This window comes from Acinetobacter sp. AKBS16, from assembly GCF_002899995.1.
GTDB classification, from domain to species: domain Bacteria; phylum Pseudomonadota; class Gammaproteobacteria; order Pseudomonadales; family Moraxellaceae; genus Acinetobacter; species Acinetobacter baumannii.
Window position 1 is genome coordinate 1 of sequence record NZ_POYH01000029.1, and the last position, 17,718, is coordinate 17,718.

Below are 17,718 nucleotides of genomic sequence, written 5' to 3' on the forward strand. Positions count from 1 at the left end.
TGGCATAGGGCACACCTCATAAGTTTAAAAAGTCTAACTTATGGGGTGCAGTTCAGAACGGGAGGGGGACATCTTCGGATGTGCTGATTTTTGGGTAAATCAGTCTGCTAACCCCTTTTCGTTTCGCCACCATAATTTTAATGTCTGGCAGAACTCCCAATAAAAAGGAGTTGGCTTTGCACATCCATTGTTTCTTGGCTCTCGAAGCCAAAAGCTATAACGACACAGCTTAAAAATTAAAGCAGCTTGATTACCCTGAGGTTTTCAGGCTTAAAATCATTTTTATTTAAAACTTAGCAACAACAAAACTTGAGATGTGCCAAGCACAGTCTTTATAGGCTTTGCTGTGCCTTTTTTTCTCCCAGAAAAGTATCTCATTTACAAACAACAAGAATTTATAACGGTAAAATTATGCGAAATTTAGTTCTCCCAACACGTGCCTTATACGTTGTAAATAAAGCAATTGATCTGTTTCATCACCGTGGATTTCACCTTATTGGCATCGACAGAATAGTGAAAGAATCAGAGATTACAAAAGCGACTTTTTATAATTATTTTCACTCTAAAGAAAGGCTGATTGAAATCTGCCTGATGGTGCAAAAAGAAAAGCTCCAAGAGCAAATGGTCGCAATGATTGAGTATGACTTAAGCACTCCCGCAATCGATAAACTCAAAAAGCTTTATGACTTACATACCGATGTAGAAGGGCTGTATTACTTATTATTTAAAGCCGTTTTTGAAATTAAAAATAGCTATCCCAACGCTTATCAAACCGCCGTGCGCTATAGAACATGGCTAAAAAATGAAATTTATAGTCAGCTTAGAATACTTAAATTTGGTGCTTCATTTAATGATGCCAAACTATTTTTATATATGATTGAAGGCGCAACTATTCAGTGTTTAGACAAGAACGATGCGCATGAAGGAAATAAGGCATTAGATTACTTTTTATTAAAGATTGGTTTGGTTTAGATAAATATCCCAAAGTACTTTGGTAAGGTACTTTGGGATATACAGGTTTTAAATTTTACTTATAGTAAGTTTGGATTTGGGCAACAAGAAAGTCATAACTTGCTTTATTGTATAAAGCAAATTCACTTTTTGATTGGTAGTTAGTATTCCATGTAGTTGGTGGTGCTCCATATGTTTCAGAGATAACATTGCCTTTAACTTGCCATTCCCCATCGTAAATTTTACCATTCATTTCAATGGCTGGATCTTTACCATTGTCAAAAATTGGGTTACCTGCACTATCTACAAAATAAGTCACTTTATAGCCAGCAACAGTATCAAATTTATAATTAAAATTCGGATAAAGTTTTTGTTGCCATTCAGCTAGAGTTTTGAAATCAGTGAGTGAGCTATCAAATAAATAAAATTCTGTATTGTTATAAATAACAGACTTTGGGACATAAACAAAAGAGCCACTTGGGAAAGTTGCATTACTATTTACTAAATTTGCAAAGGCTGTTTGATTATCTTTAAGAATACGAGAAAATTGATCACTAATATAAATATAGTCTGAATCTTTTGGTATTGAATTTATGATATTAGGAGGGAAAATATCAGCTACTTTTTTACCAGAAACATTAATTTTCTCATAATCGAAACTAACATTATCTGAATTTAAGCTACAACTATCATTAAATTGAGCAGTCGTAATTTGTGAACCTTGTGAGGCAACAATATAGCCCTCAGGCCAACCATTATTTTGCTTTTGATAAGTCTTTTTAGTGAAAAGGCCAAAAGAGTTAAGGTCATAAGTTTGTACAACATCTTCAGCTAAACTACTTTCAATTTCGTCAGCGGTTACATTTTAAATTGCTTTTGGTGATGAATATATCATCTGCCCATTTCTTTGAAATTCATCTGCATACAATTGTCTTATAGTAGTGAAGCTATTGCCTGTAGGTATTTGCTTATAATTGTATGTAAGGGAATATAAGGGCTCATCAAAAATTGTATTTGTTGAAAGTGTAGAGTTGAGTAGAATCCCTCGATTACACTTTAGAGTATTGGTTTCTTGTGGAGATTGTTCTTTAGTTTGGGATGATAGATTCTCTGTATTATTAGTGCTTGAACTACTTCCTCCACAACCAGTTAATATAATAAATAAAAGAGAGGCTGTTAAATTTGAAATTTTTTTCATGAATAGACCTTATGTAGTTATCTCTAATGTGAAATAAAAATTATATATTTTTATTAATAAAAATAGGAGATTAAATTATACTAATAAATATAAATTCTACTGAAATATTTGGTACTTTTAATTGTTAGCTATTCGCTTCTCAAGCATTTCCATAAAGGTTTTTAAAATATTATTGTGATTTTTACCCTTATGAGTAATTAAGCATATAGGGGTGCTGTAGTGCATTTTATCTTTTAAAACAGGTTGCATAACACCATCTTCAACCCATTTTTTTGCATAGTGGTCGGGTAAAAAACCTAAAAATTTTCCGGTTAAAATGAGAAAGGCAATACCTTCGCGGTCACTTGCCGTCGCTTTACAATCTAAAAGCTGATGCAATTTGGCTGCTTCCGAGGTAATTGCATAATTAGGAAGAATGGCTTGCCATTTTTTTAATTCATTTAAATGAATGTTGCTACATTGGTTAAATAAAGGATGATTTTTGCCGCAATATAAAAATGAACTTTCACTATATAAATCGAAATAGTCTAAACCAGACAAAGGCGTAACAAGGGGGATAACACCTGCGTGCAAACGGTTATCAAGTACACGGCACTCAATATCTGAAAGGGTGCTCATACTGATATTAATAATAACTTCGGCATGTTCCTGGGCAAGTTGTGTCAAGGTGTTGGTGATATAGCCTCTAGGCATAGTCACAAGGTTGTTAATAATTCCAATATTAAATTCACCCTTAAGGCGGTTATGCATTTGGTTGACTTTAGAGCGGAAGTCTTCAATCGCTGCTGTGAGCACTTCAATATATTCTAAAATTTCCCGCCCTTCGTCGGTCAGGGCAAATCCGGCACGGCCTCGCTGACATAGCCGAATGCCCAAACGATTTTCTAAATCACTCATATGCAAACTAATTGCAGAGCGGCTAATACCTAAAATACTTTCGGCAGATGTAAAGCTGTGACAGTCGCAAACCGTTTTAAATATTTTTAGAAGTTTTATATCAAAATCAGTGACTTGATTTAATTTTTTGGGTTTCATTTAGTTTTGTTTTTTTAAATCTAAACTCAAGATAATTTGAATTTATCAAACTTATCTCGCTATGTACACTCAAACCATAATTTGAAAATAAACAGGAATGGTTATGTTTGATACGGATAAATTCAGCGACTCTGAACATACTTTGGACGCGGTTCAAACCAATAATAATATGCATATAAATTATCAGGCACACTGGATGCCTTTTTCAGCAAACCGAAACTTTGCTAAAGACCCACGTATGATTGTGGGTGCCAAAGGGTCTTATCTGATTGATGATTCTGGCCGTGAAATATTCGATTCACTTTCAGGCTTATGGACGTGTGGTGCAGGTCATACCTTGCCTGAAATTCAACAAGCGGTAAGTGCTCAATTAGGTCAGCTCGACTACTCACCAGCGTTCCAGTTTGGTCATCCATTGTCTTTTAAGCTGGCAGATAAAATTGTTCAGCATATGCCTGAAAAACTACAACACGTTTTCTTTACCAACTCAGGTTCGGAGTCGGCAGATACGTCTATAAAAATGGCACGTGCCTATTGGCGCATTAAAGGTAAACCAAGTAAAACCAAATTGATTGGTCGCGCCCGTGGCTATCATGGTGTGAACGTTGCGGGGACAAGTTTAGGTGGGATTGGCGGCAACCGTAAAATGTTTGGTCAACTGATGGATGTAGACCATTTACCGCATACCTTGCAGCCGAATTTAACTTTTACCAAAGGTTGTGCAGAAACAGGCGGGCTAGAACTTGCTAATGAAATGCTTAAGTTAATTGAGCTACATGATGCTTCAAATATTGCAGCCGTCATTGTGGAGCCTATTTCCGGTTCTGCAGGTTGTATTGTGCCGCCAACGGGTTATTTACAACGTTTAAGAGAGATCTGTGATCAGCATGACATCTTGTTAATTTTTGATGAGGTGATTACAGGCTTTGGGCGTTTAGGAACGTGGACGGCGGCAGAATATTTTGGGGTTACGCCAGATATTTTGAATTTTGCGAAACAGGTGACCAATGGTGCTATTCCTTTAGGTGGTGTGGTGGCAAGCCATGAAATTTACTCAGCCTTTATGCAGCAAGATTTACCAGAGCATGCCATTGAATTTACCCACGGCTATACCTATTCGGCACATCCAGTTGCTTGTGCGGCTGCTTTAGCTGCGCTTGAAGTTTTAGAAAAGAAAAACCTATTAGCTCAATCTGCGGCGTTAGCACCAACTTTTGAAAAAATGCTGCATGGTTTAAAAGGTACGCCGCATATTTTAGATATTCGTAACTGTGGTTTGATCGGTGCTTTGCAGTTAGCACCACGTGATGGCGATGCCACAATCCGAGGTTTTGAGCTTGGTATGAAACTCTGGAAAGAAGGTTTCTATGTTCGCTTTGGTGGCGACACGCTTCAGTTCGGTCCAATGTTTAATAGTACAGAAGCAGATATTGACCGCTTAATGAATGCTGTGGGCGATGCACTTTATCAAGTGAATTAAAGTTTATTAGGCATTTTATCGGGGTCTGTAATGTCAACAGACCCATCTTCAAAATCTAAATGAAAAATGCAGTTTGATTTGAAAACTAATTGTAGTAAGGAGTAACAACAATGACAAATGGCCTAGAAGATTTTAGCTATGACGAAGTTTCAACTGAAAATAGTACGCATAGTGAACAAGCCAAAAAAGTGCTAGGGCATTTCATTCAAGGAAGAATTGTATCTAAAACGGCAAGAAAACAGCCAGTTTACAATCCTGCGACGGGTGAAATTAGTAAAGAAGTCGAAATTGCAGATGCACAAACGGTAAATGAAGCAGTTCAGGCGGCCGAACAAGCATTTCCTGCATGGCGAGATACACCGGTCATTAAACGTGCACGTGTCATGTTTAAGTTCAAACAATTATTAGAGCAAAATGCCGAAAAGATTTGCGCTTTGATTGGGCAAGAGCACGGTAAAATTTCTCATGATGCTCAAGGCGAACTGCAACGTGGTATTGAAAATGTTGAATACGCTTGCGGTGCACCAGAGCTTTTAAAAGGGGAATATTCAAAAAATGTCGGACCAGATATCGACTCATGGAGTGAGTTTCAACCGCTAGGTGTTGTGGCTGGAATTACACCATTTAACTTCCCAGCTATGGTGGCGTTGTGGATGTTCCCAATGGCACTGGTTTGCGGAAACTGCTTTATTTTAAAACCTTCTGAAAAAGCACCTTCTGTGGTTTTATTCCTTGCTGAACTTTTAAAACAGGCAGGTTTACCTGACGGCGTGTTTAATGTGGTGAATGGTGACAAAGAGGCGGTAGATGCCTTATTGCATCATCCTCGCATTCAGGCAGTCAGCTTTGTGGGTTCAACACCAATTGCTGAATATATTTACCGTACAGCGACTTCAACGGGTAAACGTTGCCAAGCATTAGGCGGTGCAAAAAACCACGCGATTATTATGCCTGATGCCGATATTGATAACGTAGTGACTTCATTGTTAGGTGCAGCTTTTGGCTCTTCTGGCGAACGTTGTATGGCACTTTCGGTTGCGGTTGCCATTGGCGATGAAGTTGCCGATGTTGTGATTGATAAGCTGACTCAAGAAATGAAAAAATTGAAGTTCGGCCACTATGCAGATGCAAGCAACGACTTTGGGCCACTTATTACCCAAGCACATAAAGACAAAGTACAAGCCTATATTCAAAGTGCAGAGCAGCAAGGCGCAAAAATTGTGGTCGATGGCCGCGATGCAAAACCGGCAGGCTATGAAAAAGGTTTCTTTGTTGGGCCAACTTTAATTGATCAAGTCACACCAAACATGACCAGTTACCAGCAAGAGATTTTTGGTCCTGTGTTGCAAGTTATGCGTGTAAATACCATGCAAGAAGCGATGCAACTCATTAATGACCATGAATATGGTAACGGTACTTGTATCTATACCCGTGACGGTGAGGCAGCACGCTATTTTAGCAGTCATATTCAAGTCGGTATGGTGGGTATTAATGTGCCTTTACCAGTACCTGTGGCTTATCATAGCTTTGGTGGCTGGAAGCGTTCACTGTTTGGTGATTTACATGCGTATGGCCCAGATGGTGTCCGTTTTTACACACGCCGTAAAACCATTACACAGCGTTGGCCATCTGCTCAAGTCCGTGAAGCAAAACAATTTTCAATGCCAACTTTAAATTAATTTTTATTATTAGGGAAAACAGCCGTTTTCCCTTTTTTCATGACTGTAGGATTTTGAAATGTAATAGATTGTTTTTATGGATATATTTTTAAGGAATGAAATATGAATAATGATAGAACAAAAAAATTAGGCGAAGGACTCTCAAATCGCCATATCACAATGATTAGTATTGGCGGTGTTATTGGTGCTGGTTTATTTGTCGGTTCATCTTCTGCAATTGTCAAAGCAGGCCCCGCAGTGATTCTTGCATACCTGATTACCAGCATTATGGTGTTTCTGGTGATGCGCATGTTAGGTGAAATGGCCGTTTTAGAGCCGGACACTGGTTCATTTTCTACCTATGCCCGTAAAGCCATTGGCCCGTGGGCAGGCTTTACCATTGGTTGGTTATATTGGTGGTTTTGGGTACTTGCGATTCCGGTAGAAGCCATCGCAGGTGCTGAAATTTTACATTCGTGGTTTCCGAACGTTTCAGTTTCTATCTATGCGTTCTGTTTTATTGTGTTCTTAAGCTTGGCCAACTTTTTTAGTACCAAAAGTTTTGGTGAGTTTGAGTTCTGGTTCTCTTTAGTCAAAGTCGTTGCCATTATTGGGTTCATTATTATTGGTATTTTGGCAATTTCAGGTATTTGGCCTTTAGCTAAAAATGTCAGTGGTGTTGCCAATTTATACAACAACGCTGGTTTTATGCCGCACGGGATGGGAGGCATTTTAGCTGCCATTTTAATTACGGCATTTTCATTCTTTGGTGTGGAAATTGTCTCGATTGCCGCAGCAGAGTCATCTAACCCTAAACAGAAAATTAGACGTGCCACCAATTTGGTGTTGTACCGTATTATTCTTTTTTTCGTGGTCTCAATGTTTATTGCGGTTTCACTTGTCGATTGGCGTTCACCGGACTTACAAAAGTATGGGACATTCCAATATGTTTTAATGAGCTTAAACGTACCGGGCACTAAACTTATTATTGATACGGTCGTATTTATCGCCGTGGCGAGCTGTATGAATGCGGCAATTTATACCTCTTCTCGTATGTTATTTCGTTTGGGAACACGCAATGAAGCACCGCAGGCAGTCACTAAAGTGAACTATGCCGGTGTACCTGCAATTGCGGTGTTTTCCTCAACTTTTATTGGTTTAGTGTGCTGTGTCATTAACTATGTATTTCCAGGAAAAGTTTTTGGCTTATTGCTCTCAAGCACAGGGTCAATTGCTTTGCTCGTGTACTTGGTTATTGCGTTTTCACAACTACGTTTAAGACATAAGCTAGAAGCGGCTGGAGCGGAAATTCCATTTAAAATGTGGTTATTCCCATGGCTGACTTGGTTTGTGATTATCATTATTTTAAGTGTATTGGCTTATATGTTCTTCTCACCAGCCTATAGTTATGAAACGACTCTATCTTTAGGTGTAACCTTAGGTGTGGTGGTTTGCGGTTTGTTTGTGACCCGAAAGCGTAAAGCAACCCGTTCGGTTGCGATCAATCAGAGTAATTTATAAAATATTAAATTAATTTTTAATGATACAAATAAAAAGCTCCTTAATAAAAAGGAGCTTTTTATTTTTTTAATTCTAATTATTTTATTTTAATTGTAGTTGGGTTTTTATAATAATATAAAGAGTTAAAAGCTAACTGAGCAAAGACGTTTAAATCGCTTGCCAGTTTTCTTTAACTTCTTCTGAGTTTTTATTTAAAATGACTTGATCTTCTTTTACCTCCCCAATCCAAGAAGTAGGGATAAGATGATGTTGATCATTTTCATCTTTGGTGAGTTTTAACTGATTTTCACCTTCAAGATGATCGACAGTTCCTACTTTGGTGCCACAAGAAGCAATAACGTCTGCATGTTTTTTAATATCATTAATATTTAAAGTATTCATCTTTGACCTCTTCTTTGGAAATAGAAAAACGGTAGAAACTAAATTACTGGATAAAACGGCAGAAATCCTTAATTTTTAATAAACCTTACATGATTATTTTATAATTTCACTTAAGCGATATATTTAGGTAACAATGAAATAAAAAGAAATATTCATTGAATAAAGTTATAGAAAATATCTTTTTATTACATTTTATATCTTTAATTAAACAGAATTATTTCGATATGTTTAAGTGAATACTTTTGAATAATTATTTGTAATGAATATTAAAATATCTATAAATATGACAATCTTGAGTATGTTGAGTGAATTTGAACATGCTCAGGCCGAAAACAAAAGTCAGCTCCGCCAAGATTTACTCTACCAATTGGTAAGTTTATCTAAAAGTTTGCCTTATCCAGCTTCAGGTCATACCTATCAGCGATGGCAATTGTTTGCTCAAATTGCAGGGTATGATTTAAGTCTCGCTAAATTATTTGAGTCACATCATGATGCTTTAAGTATTCTAAATGAATTGGGCTATCAAGACGAAATCGATGACCAAACTTGGGCGGTATGGGCAGCAGATGGCGGGCCGGCACCTGTACAGGTCCAGAACAATCACTGTAATGGCATAAAAACCTGGTGCTCAGGTGCAGAGTTTATTCAAAAAGCCCTAATGAGTTATAAGGACAAAGAAGGCCAAGCACAGCTTTGTATCGTTGATTTGGCTCATCCCTCTGTTCATGTTGACTTGAGCCACTGGCAAGCAGTCGGTATGCAGGGAACCCAAACAGCTCAAGTGCATTTTGACAATACTCCTGTTATTCCTATCGGACTGCCAAATTGCTATTTGGAGCGTCCGGGTTTTTGGCATGGTGCTGCTGGTGTTGCGGCTTGTTGGTATGGTGCCGCGGTACGCTTGGTTAGCTTCTTACATAAAAGTTGCACCCTTAACCCAAACGCATTTAAAAAAATGTATTTAGGGGAGTTGGCTCAACAGCTCTCTGTAACCAAACAGTATTTTCAATATATTGCCAAGCTCATTGATGATGAGCCTGCGCTCAGCCATGAGCGTGAAATCCGTATATTACGTGCCCAAACAGAACAATGCTGCCAGAGTGTTATTCAACTCGTTGGTAAAGCTTTAGGCGCGCGTCCTTATTGTGAAGAGCCTACATTTTCACAGCTCATCGCTGATTTACCAGTATTTATCCGACAGAGCCATGCGGCTTTTGATTATGAGTCTATTGCTGAGCTCTGTTTACCGGAGAAAAGCTTATGGGAACTTTGAAGCATCCCTTAGTAGAGGACCGTATGATTTCAGGTGAAGGTACACCCGAATTCATGTGGCTTGAGGCATTTAAAAAGAATCCTTTAGATCGGCTGAATTTAAAGTTGTTTCAGTCTAAAAGAGTGGTGATTGTTGCTCCGCATCCTGATGACGAAGTGCTGGGTTGTGGTGGTTTAATGCAGCAGCTAGTTGAGCAAAACTGTCATATTGTCATTTTGGCAGTCAGTAATGGAACACAAAGCCATCCTCATTCAGTGAAATATACTCCTGACCAATTGAACGATTTACGTCCGCAAGAAACACTGGCTGCTTTAAATACTTTAGGTATTTCAGCTTTTTCTGAACGGATTGGTTTAAATCTAATGGATGGTCAAATTCATTTACAGACGGATCAATTGAATCAGGCGCTTCGCCAAATAGTTCAGCCCGAAGATATTTTAATTTGTAGCTATGCACTTGATGGCCATCCAGATCATGAGGCTGTCGGGAAAACAGTACAAGCTTTTGCCGAAGCTCGGGACTTACTATGTTTGCATGTATTGATTTGGGCATGGCATTGGGCAGAGCCTTTTGACACACGAATTAACTGGTCCAAAGCAAAAGCTTATGCCTTAACTGAAAACCAGTTAATTAAAAAACATCAGGCGGTTATGCAATTTAAAACACAACTTGAAGCCGATGAGAGCACAGGAAATTCCGCCGTTTTATCCTCAAGTGCGATTAGCCGTCTTTTAATGCCTTATGAGGTATATCTGAGTGATTCATTCTCGTGTGTATTTTGAAGAGTTGTATCGTAGTAATAATGACCCATGGGGCTATGACTATCACTGGTATGAAGCCCGTAAAAGACAAATCTGCCTTGCATTATTAACACGACCACACTATGAAAAAGTTTTAGAAATTGGTTGTTCAAATGGGCATTTAAGTGTTTATCTGGCTCAGCGCGCTGCTCATATGTTATGTATTGATGTGTCGAAGCAAGCCGTTCAGCTCGCATCCCAACGGTTAGAAGCATTTGAACATGTGACTGTTGAAAATAGAAAAATACCTGAAGATTTTTATGAACAAAAATTTGACCTGATTGTAATTAGCGAAGTGGCGTACTACCTCACATTCGATGAGTTAGGTGAGTTTATTGAACAGTTAAAGCAGGCCTTAAACCCGGAAGGGGAAATTTTGTGTTGCCATTGGCGACATGATATTCAGGACTTTGAATTGAATGCCCAAAAAGTCCATCAAAGCTTTCAACAATCTTTTCCATTTCATCACTATTTAAGTCTGAACGATCCGGACTTTATGGTCGATGTTTGGACGGTTAATCCTTCATCAATAGCTCAGCGAGAACAATTACGATGAAAATAGGTGTTGTAGTTCCAGCGCATAATGAAGAGCAACATTTGCCAGCCTGTTTGCAATCAATTCAGGAGGCGATTGAAAAAGTACCGGATGAACAAGTCGAGGTTATGGTCGTACTTGATAGTTGTACGGATCAGTCGCGCTCAATTGTACAGCGCTACGAAGTAAGCTGGATTGAATGCAATTATGCATGTGTCGGAAAGGCACGGGACTTAGGTATCCGCCAACTTATTCAAAACGGCGCAACTTGGCTGGCCTGTACCGATGCTGATAGTGTGGTCAGCCCTGACTGGTTACGCTGCCAGATTTTGCATCAACCTACAGATGCAATTTGCGGTATTGTGACTTTAGATGACCTTAGCCGTTTATCAGTTATGAAACAAAAAAAATATTTATCGCATTATCAGGATTGTATGGATCATCATCATATTCATGGCGCAAATTTAAGTTTTAGTGCTGCTGCTTATATGCAAGTAGGCGGTTTTGAACCTGTTCCTTGCCATGAAGATGTTTCGCTCATTCAAAAACTGATAAGGCAGTGCTGTAATATTACATGGAGCAATTTAGTTCGGGTAACTACCAGTAGTCGACTCGAAGGAAGAGCGCCAGAAGGCTTATCAAAATTTTTAGAAAATCTTTAATTAAACTTGCTTTCTTAAGATTATTTTAATAATTAAAATATATTCTAAACTCAGATCCTCTGTTATATATAGTAGTTTAGTGTTCATTGAGCTATACCTTTTTGCCACATCACCCGATGTGGTTTTTTTTCATTATGACCATACAAACATCTAGGCCAACGCAAAGACCTTCTCAACAATAGTGCTGTATATCTGACACGATGACACAAAAAATCACAAAAGCTAAAACTCACGGTTTTCATAAATTGTTTAGATAGCTATAGATAAAATAACGAGGAGAATATTCATGAAAAAAATATTATTTACCACACTCACTGGACTTGTTTTATTAACTAGTAGTGCAGCATTTGCAAGAACAGATCCCGCTTTACTTAATCAAGCAGCAAAAAATGTAGTCACTGTTTCAAAAGCTAAAACTTTAGCTGATGAAACAGGAGTAACCTTAACTGGTACTATCGTTAAGCATATCGCTGGCGACCATTATGAATTTAAAGACAAAACAGGTTCAATTGTGATTGATGTCGATGATGATTTGGCAAATGGTTGGCAGTTAAAGGTTGGAGATAAAGTGCGTATTGTGGGTGAAGTTGATACCCACCGCGTTAAACCGACTGAAATTGAAGTATTACAAATTGAACGTGTTAAATAATTTTTCATTTTAAATAAAAAGCTCGAACTAGATTCGGGCTTTTTTATTGAAATAAGCAAGCTTATAAATTTTTTATAATAATGAAATATAAAGTATTTTAAATAAAGGTATGTTAAGTTGAAAATTCCATTAATAATGAAATTTTATATTTCACGGAAGTCTTATGAACGTTCGCCTGTGTTATGCCAGCCAACGAAATGAAAAAAATGAAGATTTGCTACAAGATTTACGTGATATTCTGACAGAAGCTCGTGATTTCAACGATTTAAACGGGATTTGTGGGGTGCTTTATTATGCCGATAATGCATTTTTTCAATGTCTAGAAGGCGAACAAGAGGTCGTTGAAAGATTATTTGAAAAAATTCAAAAAGATCAAAGGCATTATAATATTAAATGGTTATGCACATACTCCATTGATGAACACTCTTTTCAGCGTTGGTCAATGAAATACGTGCAGCGTAATACAACTATTGAAGCTTTCTTTCTTAACATGGGAGAGAATACCTTTAACCCGCTTTTGCTGAACCAGCAAAACCTCAAATTTTTCTTAAATGAACTCTTAATTGCAGAGCAAACTAAGATGAATACGGTTAAAAAAGTTGGAATGGTGAATCGGGGAGTAAACCCGTTCTAGCTATTAGATGCAATACCGATATGGATGTGTTTGAGTTTAGGTACGATTTGTGTCATGACTAAATAGACAATTACTGAAATCGACAGCATCCATATCACTTCTAAACTTTGACTAATCACAAACATTGCCCAGTAAAAAAAGCTAAAAAGGGCAATACACAGTCCGCTTCCTTTGTAGTACCAAGTAATAAATATTCCAAAGAGCGCTGAAGAAATGATGAGATTTAGTGTCTGATTCATTCCTAGATAGTTAAAAAGAATAATTAGTAAGCATAAAGCTAACATTGATAGTAAATATACAAATATATTTTTTGCAATAAACATTCTTTATATCCTATCTGAAGATTTAAAAAGTAATCTTTCCTCTGTTTCCAGAGGAAAGATAGTACATATTCATTTTTTGAGATTCTTTTTCTATTATTGAGACTTTTTATATTAATAAAGATGACTTTATCATTTTCTCCAGATCTCTTTATTAATATTCAGCTTTCTATTTAATAGTAAAGAGTGCTTATATGTACTGAAATTAATTATAGGAAAAACAATCAATTATGTTGTAATCTTTAGCTTACATAATTGTGAGACATTGCCTACATTTGTATAAAAAATAACCTAATTTTACAAAGCTGTATGAATGAAACTTTATATTTTACATATGTTTATTTAAAATTATTGTTGGGATGGTCTTTACATAAATAACAAAAAGTAACATCGGATTTTCAATCATTATTTTTAAATAAAACTTGATGAATTAAAAATATTATTATTAAAAAGTTAGTTAATATGAGTTTTTGTAATTTGTACAATGAAAAGTAATAATTTAAAGTTATAAATTTAAAATATATTTGTTAAAAATAGATTTCCTTATCTATTTTGATTAGGTTTGGATGATCAAAATATGGAGAACATGGGCCACCAGACCGAGGCTAGTAATATAATAGCCATTATTTTGTTAAAAATATTTATATGTTTTGGTTTTGAAAGAAGCCGAGTACTTAGTCTGCCTACTAAGGCCCATAGGTAGAGACAAGGAAATGCTATAAGTAAAAAAATGCAGGATAAAATTGAGACATTTATTAAGATATCTTGTCCCTGTTTTGTATAGACGCTAATAACTGCAAAAGCCATCATCCATGTTTTAGGATTAATCGCTTGCATTAAAAAAGCAGCTTTAAAACCAATAGGAGGGTATTGTTCATTTTTTTCTAAAGAGATAACAGGATTGTAGTTATATAATTTCCAAGCTAGAACGGTAAGCCAGATTAAACCACTCCATGTCATAATTTTTTGAATAGCAGGGTAAGCAAGAATAGTGGAGCCAAGGCCAATACCAACCACTAATACAAGTAAGGCTGCTCCAATACAAGAACCTAAAATAACGGGAAGTGTTTTAGAAATTTTATAATGACTACTTAAACTTAAAATTATAAAGTTGGTCGGGCCTGGAGTAATTGAGGCAACAATTGCAAATAATGAAAATGCAGTAAGGTTTTCCATCTTGTCTACCTTAGTTAATTGGGAGAGACAAGATGAAATAATTAAGGTTTTTAATCTTGAAGATTTGTGCAGATTTTTCTGTAAGCGGCTGGTGTTAGTCCATAACAGCGTTTAAACCAACGACTTAAATGACTTTGGTCTGAAAAACATAAATCAGAAGCAACTTGTGCTGGAGAAATACTTCTAGCGAGTAAATCACGTGCTCGAGTAAGTCTCAGTTGAATAAGATATTGATGAGGAGCTAAATGAAAAGTTGATTTAAAAATACGGTGAATATGGTAACGGTCTAGTCCCACCATACGTGATATATCTTCTAACCCAATATCTTCAAATAAATGATCATGCAGAATATCTCGGATTTGATGGGCGATGTGGGGAACATGAATACAAGAAGATTGAGAAACTTTTTTTAACCATTTACCTTGGGCAATATATTGAATAAGCACATCTAGACTATTGTCTTTCACAATATTCATTTCTTTATAGTGTAAGTGTCGAAATGCTTGTGAAGTAATGATTGCGAGTTGTTCATCGGATTTTAATGGCGCATCAATCACTAGTTCGTAATGATCGGGGCTGTTGTGAAACAAACCTTGAAGGCGTTGCTTTAACCATTCTGGATGTAGATAAAGCATTTGGTAGGTAAAACCATCAGATGCAGGCGCATGTCCATCATGAATTTCTTCTGGCTCAAGCATAAAAACTTGCCCAGCATGACTATTGATTTGCTTTTTACGGCAATGAAATTGTTGAATGCCAGATTCAGTTACACCAATTAAATAACTTGAATGCCAATGGGGATCATAAGCATGGCCAGTAAAATGAGCACGGATTGTTTCGATACCCGTATTGGTATCTTTTGAAATATCCACCCAGTTACTACTCATAAGCACTGACCTATAAACTTTTAATTTTAGCCCCTGAAACAGTATAAAAGAGATAAAATTAGTTCTAGAAGATTTGTGCAAAAACTTTAAAAATTTAGTGTGCATTAAAACCAGCCTAAAGTTTAACAGGCTGGTTTTTCATTAACGTTTGAATTGATTAATCTGAACGTGTAGCCAGCCAATTACTCATTTCAGGCCAAACAGAGGTCGGAGCTTGGCTACCGGACACTACGCCCATATGGCCGCCGGGCACAGTTTTGAATGTTTTATCTTGGCTACTAATTAAATCCATAAGGGGCTTAACAGCATCGGCGGTCACAATAATGTCTGTATCTCCACCTACAGCCAATACTGAACAATCAATATCTTTTAAATAAGCTGTAAGTTCCCCAAATTTGATTACACCTGTTGAGAGTTCATTATCAATCCAGAAACGTAAAATAATGTCGCGCATAACGCCACCCGGATAGGCCAGCATATTGTCGATAAATGAACTAGAGGTAGCGTGGTCAACAATAAATTCTCGGTTATCCAGATTTTTAAGAAGTTGCCAATAGGTTTTTAAATTGCCAATGGGGTCCGTTAATTTAAAACCGAGTGTGTTTTGCCATCCATGGATATGAAACACTTCACTTGGTACATGTTGGCGAATACGAAAAGGCGTATGCTTACGGACCCACTGTGCAGGTTTAGTCAGACTTCCATAAAGCTTACCCATATAACCTGCTTTATGTGTGTCGATCGGGGAAGCAAGAATCATCAGATTCTTAATATCTTTATCTTTAAATAATGCGGTATAGCAAAGTGAAAGGGCGCCACCTAAACTCCAGCCATGTAATGAAAGCTGTTGTTGTCCACTATGTATACGGACTTGCTTTAACATTTCAGGCATAAAGACTTTTACATAGGTGCCAAAATTGTATTTGGCTTGATTGCGAGTAGGTACACCCCAGTCTATTAAATAAACCTCGAAACCTTGATCTAAAAAATAGCGTATCAGGCTGCGGGTAGGAAACAAATCGTAAATGAGCATGTTCACAGCTAAAGGTGGAACAATCACTAACGGCACACGGTGTTTGGCTGATGCTTCTGTCTCATTTCTATAATGGCGAAGGCTTATAATTTCATGCTTATAAATTACATCAAAAGGTGTTTTTCCTGACAGGGCAATTTCCGACCCTCTAAAAAACAGATCTGATGCATTGGAGAGCATGTGAGGTATTTTCTGACCAGCACGCTTTTTAAGAGATGTTTTAATCGACTGTACCTGTGGAACATTGTGTCGAACTTTAAGCAATAAACTCATTGAATATAAAACCTATAAAGATGTTGCCCAGAGCAAATAACGAGCTGGTCTTTTGCGGATATTAAAGGGAATAAAAGATGAGTTCAGTGACCTAAAAGACAGGATTTTCTGTTTAAGAGATCAAAGTGAAGTTATACTAAATTAATGATTTATTTACATAAGATTTTGAAATGATTGATAAATTGAATTATAGGGCATGATTTTGTATAAAATATTTAAAAATTTAAGCTATTCTTAAGAATAGTAAAAATTTATTGGTAGGGTAATTTTGTAAAGTTTATTTGTGTTTTTTTTACATATTAAAAAATAAAATATAATTATTTTACAATCCGTTAGGAATGTAATCAGAAAGTAGTATATATGGAATTTGTTTTTAATGGTTTTTATACACTAATTTCGGCGGTCATCGTTCTATTGTTGGGTCGCTTTCTTGTCAATCGGATTGATTTTTTAAAACGTTATAATATCCCTGAACCGGTAGCAGGTGGTTTGGTCGCTGCGGTAGTTTCTTTACTTGTCCACACTTTTTGGGGATACAGTATTGTTTTTAGCAGTGAATTACAAACCAGCTTTATGCTCGTGTTCTTTGCTTCAATTGGTTTAAGTGCCAATTTTATGAAGCTTAAAGAGGGTGGTACTGCTTTAGTCATCTTCTTAATTTGTGTAGCCTCATTTATTGTTGTTCAAAATGCTGTCGGTATGAGCCTTGCAACCTTATTGGGTCTAGACCCACTTATTGGTTTGATTGCAGGTTCAATTACATTAACCGGTGGTCATGGTACAGCAGGTGCGTGGGGTGAAATTTTAGAAAGCCAGCATGGTATTCAGGGTGCTTTAGCGTTAGGTATGGCAAGTGCTACGTTTGGCTTGATTATTGGTGGTGTCATTGGTGGTCCTTTAGCCAAATTGCTCATTAATCGTTATAGCCTTGCTCAAGCAAAAACCAATGCTGAGATTCAGCAGCGTGACACGCATGTTGAACAAAATTCAGATGATCTTGCACCGTTTGAAAACCCGCATCAAGTTCGTTTAATTACTGCCGACAATGCAATTACCACGCTTGGTATGTTTGCAGCCTGTTTAGCATTTGCTGAATTTATGACTGGCTTCAGTAAGGGAACTTGGTTTGAGTTACCAACTTTCGTTTGGGCGCTTGGTGGCGGTGTAATCTTAAGAAATATTTTAGAAAGCGTGTTGAAGGTTGATATTTTTGACCGCGCGATTGACGTTTTTGGTAATGCGTCTTTATCTC

General features: G+C 37.0%; 19 protein-coding genes. 11 read left to right on the forward strand and 8 right to left on the reverse strand.

Annotated elements, in window-relative coordinates:
• The first annotated feature begins 411 nt into the window (after window positions 1-411).
• Window positions 412-972 carry a TetR/AcrR family transcriptional regulator gene (locus C1642_RS04390; protein WP_213064250.1) on the forward strand — a complete coding sequence of 187 codons (561 nt, stop codon included), beginning with the start codon at window positions 412-414 and terminating at the stop codon, window positions 970-972.
• Between the two features lie 55 nt (window positions 973-1,027).
• Here C1642_RS04390 and C1642_RS19115 read toward each other — a convergent pair whose 3' ends face one another.
• From C1642_RS19115 to C1642_RS04400, 3 genes are all read right to left on the reverse strand, one after another.
• Entirely contained in the window at window positions 1,028-1,270 is a 243-nt protein-coding gene (locus tag C1642_RS19115; RefSeq protein ID WP_228153827.1) for a hypothetical protein, read from the reverse strand.
• A gap of 546 nt (window positions 1,271-1,816) precedes the next feature.
• Window positions 1,817-2,149 (reverse strand): hypothetical protein, encoded by a 333-nt coding sequence (locus tag C1642_RS19120; RefSeq protein WP_228153828.1) that lies wholly within the window; start codon window positions 2,147-2,149, stop codon window positions 1,817-1,819.
• 117 nt (window positions 2,150-2,266) lie between these two features.
• Window positions 2,267-3,184, reverse strand: coding sequence for a LysR family transcriptional regulator (locus C1642_RS04400; RefSeq protein WP_103235969.1), 918 nt, complete (start codon window positions 3,182-3,184; stop codon window positions 2,267-2,269).
• Window positions 3,185-3,281: 97 nt separating this feature from the next.
• Between C1642_RS04400 and C1642_RS04405 the strand changes: the two genes are divergently transcribed.
• The 3 genes from C1642_RS04405 to C1642_RS04415 all read left to right on the forward strand — a co-directional run bounded on the left by C1642_RS04405 (window position 3,282) and on the right by C1642_RS04415 (window position 7,843).
• On the forward strand, window positions 3,282-4,664 hold the full coding sequence (locus C1642_RS04405; RefSeq protein ID WP_103235970.1) for an aspartate aminotransferase family protein: 1,383 nt from the start codon (window positions 3,282-3,284) through the stop codon (window positions 4,662-4,664).
• A 110-nt stretch (window positions 4,665-4,774) separates the two neighbouring features.
• Entirely contained in the window at window positions 4,775-6,343 is a 1,569-nt protein-coding gene (locus tag C1642_RS04410) for a CoA-acylating methylmalonate-semialdehyde dehydrogenase (RefSeq protein WP_000181277.1), read from the forward strand.
• Window positions 6,344-6,445: 102 nt separating this feature from the next.
• Window positions 6,446-7,843 (forward strand): amino acid permease, encoded by a 1,398-nt coding sequence (locus C1642_RS04415; protein WP_103235971.1) that lies wholly within the window; start codon window positions 6,446-6,448, stop codon window positions 7,841-7,843.
• A gap of 147 nt (window positions 7,844-7,990) precedes the next feature.
• Here the strand turns inward: C1642_RS04415 and C1642_RS04420 are convergent, their stop codons facing one another.
• A complete protein-coding gene (locus C1642_RS04420; RefSeq protein ID WP_001094391.1) occupies window positions 7,991-8,224 on the reverse strand; it encodes a DUF2171 domain-containing protein in 234 nt (77 codons plus the stop codon).
• Window positions 8,225-8,522: 298 nt separating this feature from the next.
• On the opposite strand from C1642_RS04420, the gene C1642_RS04425 reads away from it, so the two are divergent.
• The 6 genes from C1642_RS04425 to C1642_RS04450 all read left to right on the forward strand — a co-directional run bounded on the left by C1642_RS04425 (window position 8,523) and on the right by C1642_RS04450 (window position 12,777).
• Window positions 8,523-9,497 (forward strand): acyl-CoA dehydrogenase, encoded by a 975-nt coding sequence (locus C1642_RS04425; RefSeq protein ID WP_000947660.1) that lies wholly within the window; start codon window positions 8,523-8,525, stop codon window positions 9,495-9,497.
• Window positions 9,485-10,279: a PIG-L deacetylase family protein gene (locus tag C1642_RS04430; protein WP_000536974.1), complete on the forward strand. Its 795-nt coding sequence runs from the start codon at window positions 9,485-9,487 to the stop codon at window positions 10,277-10,279. The genes C1642_RS04425 and C1642_RS04430 overlap by 13 nt, the downstream gene beginning before the upstream one ends.
• Complete coding sequence (locus C1642_RS04435; RefSeq protein WP_004746672.1) at window positions 10,254-10,853, forward strand: class I SAM-dependent methyltransferase; 600 nt, start codon at window positions 10,254-10,256, stop codon at window positions 10,851-10,853. The genes C1642_RS04430 and C1642_RS04435 overlap by 26 nt, the downstream gene beginning before the upstream one ends.
• Window positions 10,850-11,494, forward strand: coding sequence for a glycosyltransferase (locus C1642_RS04440; RefSeq protein ID WP_000690466.1), 645 nt, complete (start codon window positions 10,850-10,852; stop codon window positions 11,492-11,494). The genes C1642_RS04435 and C1642_RS04440 overlap by 4 nt, the downstream gene beginning before the upstream one ends.
• Window positions 11,495-11,780: 286 nt before the next feature.
• On the forward strand, window positions 11,781-12,143 hold the full coding sequence (locus C1642_RS04445; protein WP_000721827.1) for a NirD/YgiW/YdeI family stress tolerance protein: 363 nt from the start codon (window positions 11,781-11,783) through the stop codon (window positions 12,141-12,143).
• Between the two features lie 163 nt (window positions 12,144-12,306).
• A complete protein-coding gene (locus tag C1642_RS04450) occupies window positions 12,307-12,777 on the forward strand; it encodes an AnBLUF65 family BLUF photoreceptors (RefSeq protein WP_001102890.1) in 471 nt (156 codons plus the stop codon).
• Here the strand turns inward: C1642_RS04450 and C1642_RS04455 are convergent.
• The 4 genes from C1642_RS04455 to C1642_RS04470 form a co-directional block, all read right to left on the reverse strand.
• Window positions 12,774-13,100: a hypothetical protein gene (locus C1642_RS04455; RefSeq protein ID WP_000469224.1), complete on the reverse strand. Its 327-nt coding sequence runs from the start codon at window positions 13,098-13,100 to the stop codon at window positions 12,774-12,776. The two genes, C1642_RS04450 and C1642_RS04455, sit on opposite strands and share 4 nt — an antisense overlap.
• A gap of 567 nt (window positions 13,101-13,667) precedes the next feature.
• Window positions 13,668-14,273 (reverse strand): LysE family translocator, encoded by a 606-nt coding sequence (locus tag C1642_RS04460; RefSeq protein WP_065708162.1) that lies wholly within the window; start codon window positions 14,271-14,273, stop codon window positions 13,668-13,670.
• A gap of 50 nt (window positions 14,274-14,323) precedes the next feature.
• Window positions 14,324-15,160, reverse strand: coding sequence for an AraC family transcriptional regulator (locus C1642_RS04465; protein WP_000097871.1), 837 nt, complete (start codon window positions 15,158-15,160; stop codon window positions 14,324-14,326).
• 157 nt (window positions 15,161-15,317) lie between these two features.
• The gene (locus C1642_RS04470; RefSeq protein ID WP_103235972.1) at window positions 15,318-16,466 is read right to left on the reverse strand and encodes an alpha/beta fold hydrolase; all 1,149 of its coding nucleotides are present in this window, start codon (window positions 16,464-16,466) and stop codon (window positions 15,318-15,320) included.
• A gap of 360 nt (window positions 16,467-16,826) precedes the next feature.
• Here C1642_RS04470 and C1642_RS04475 point away from each other — a divergent pair.
• Window positions 16,827-17,718: sodium/glutamate symporter (locus tag C1642_RS04475; protein WP_103235973.1), on the forward strand; the 892-nt coding region annotated here is incomplete at its 3' end.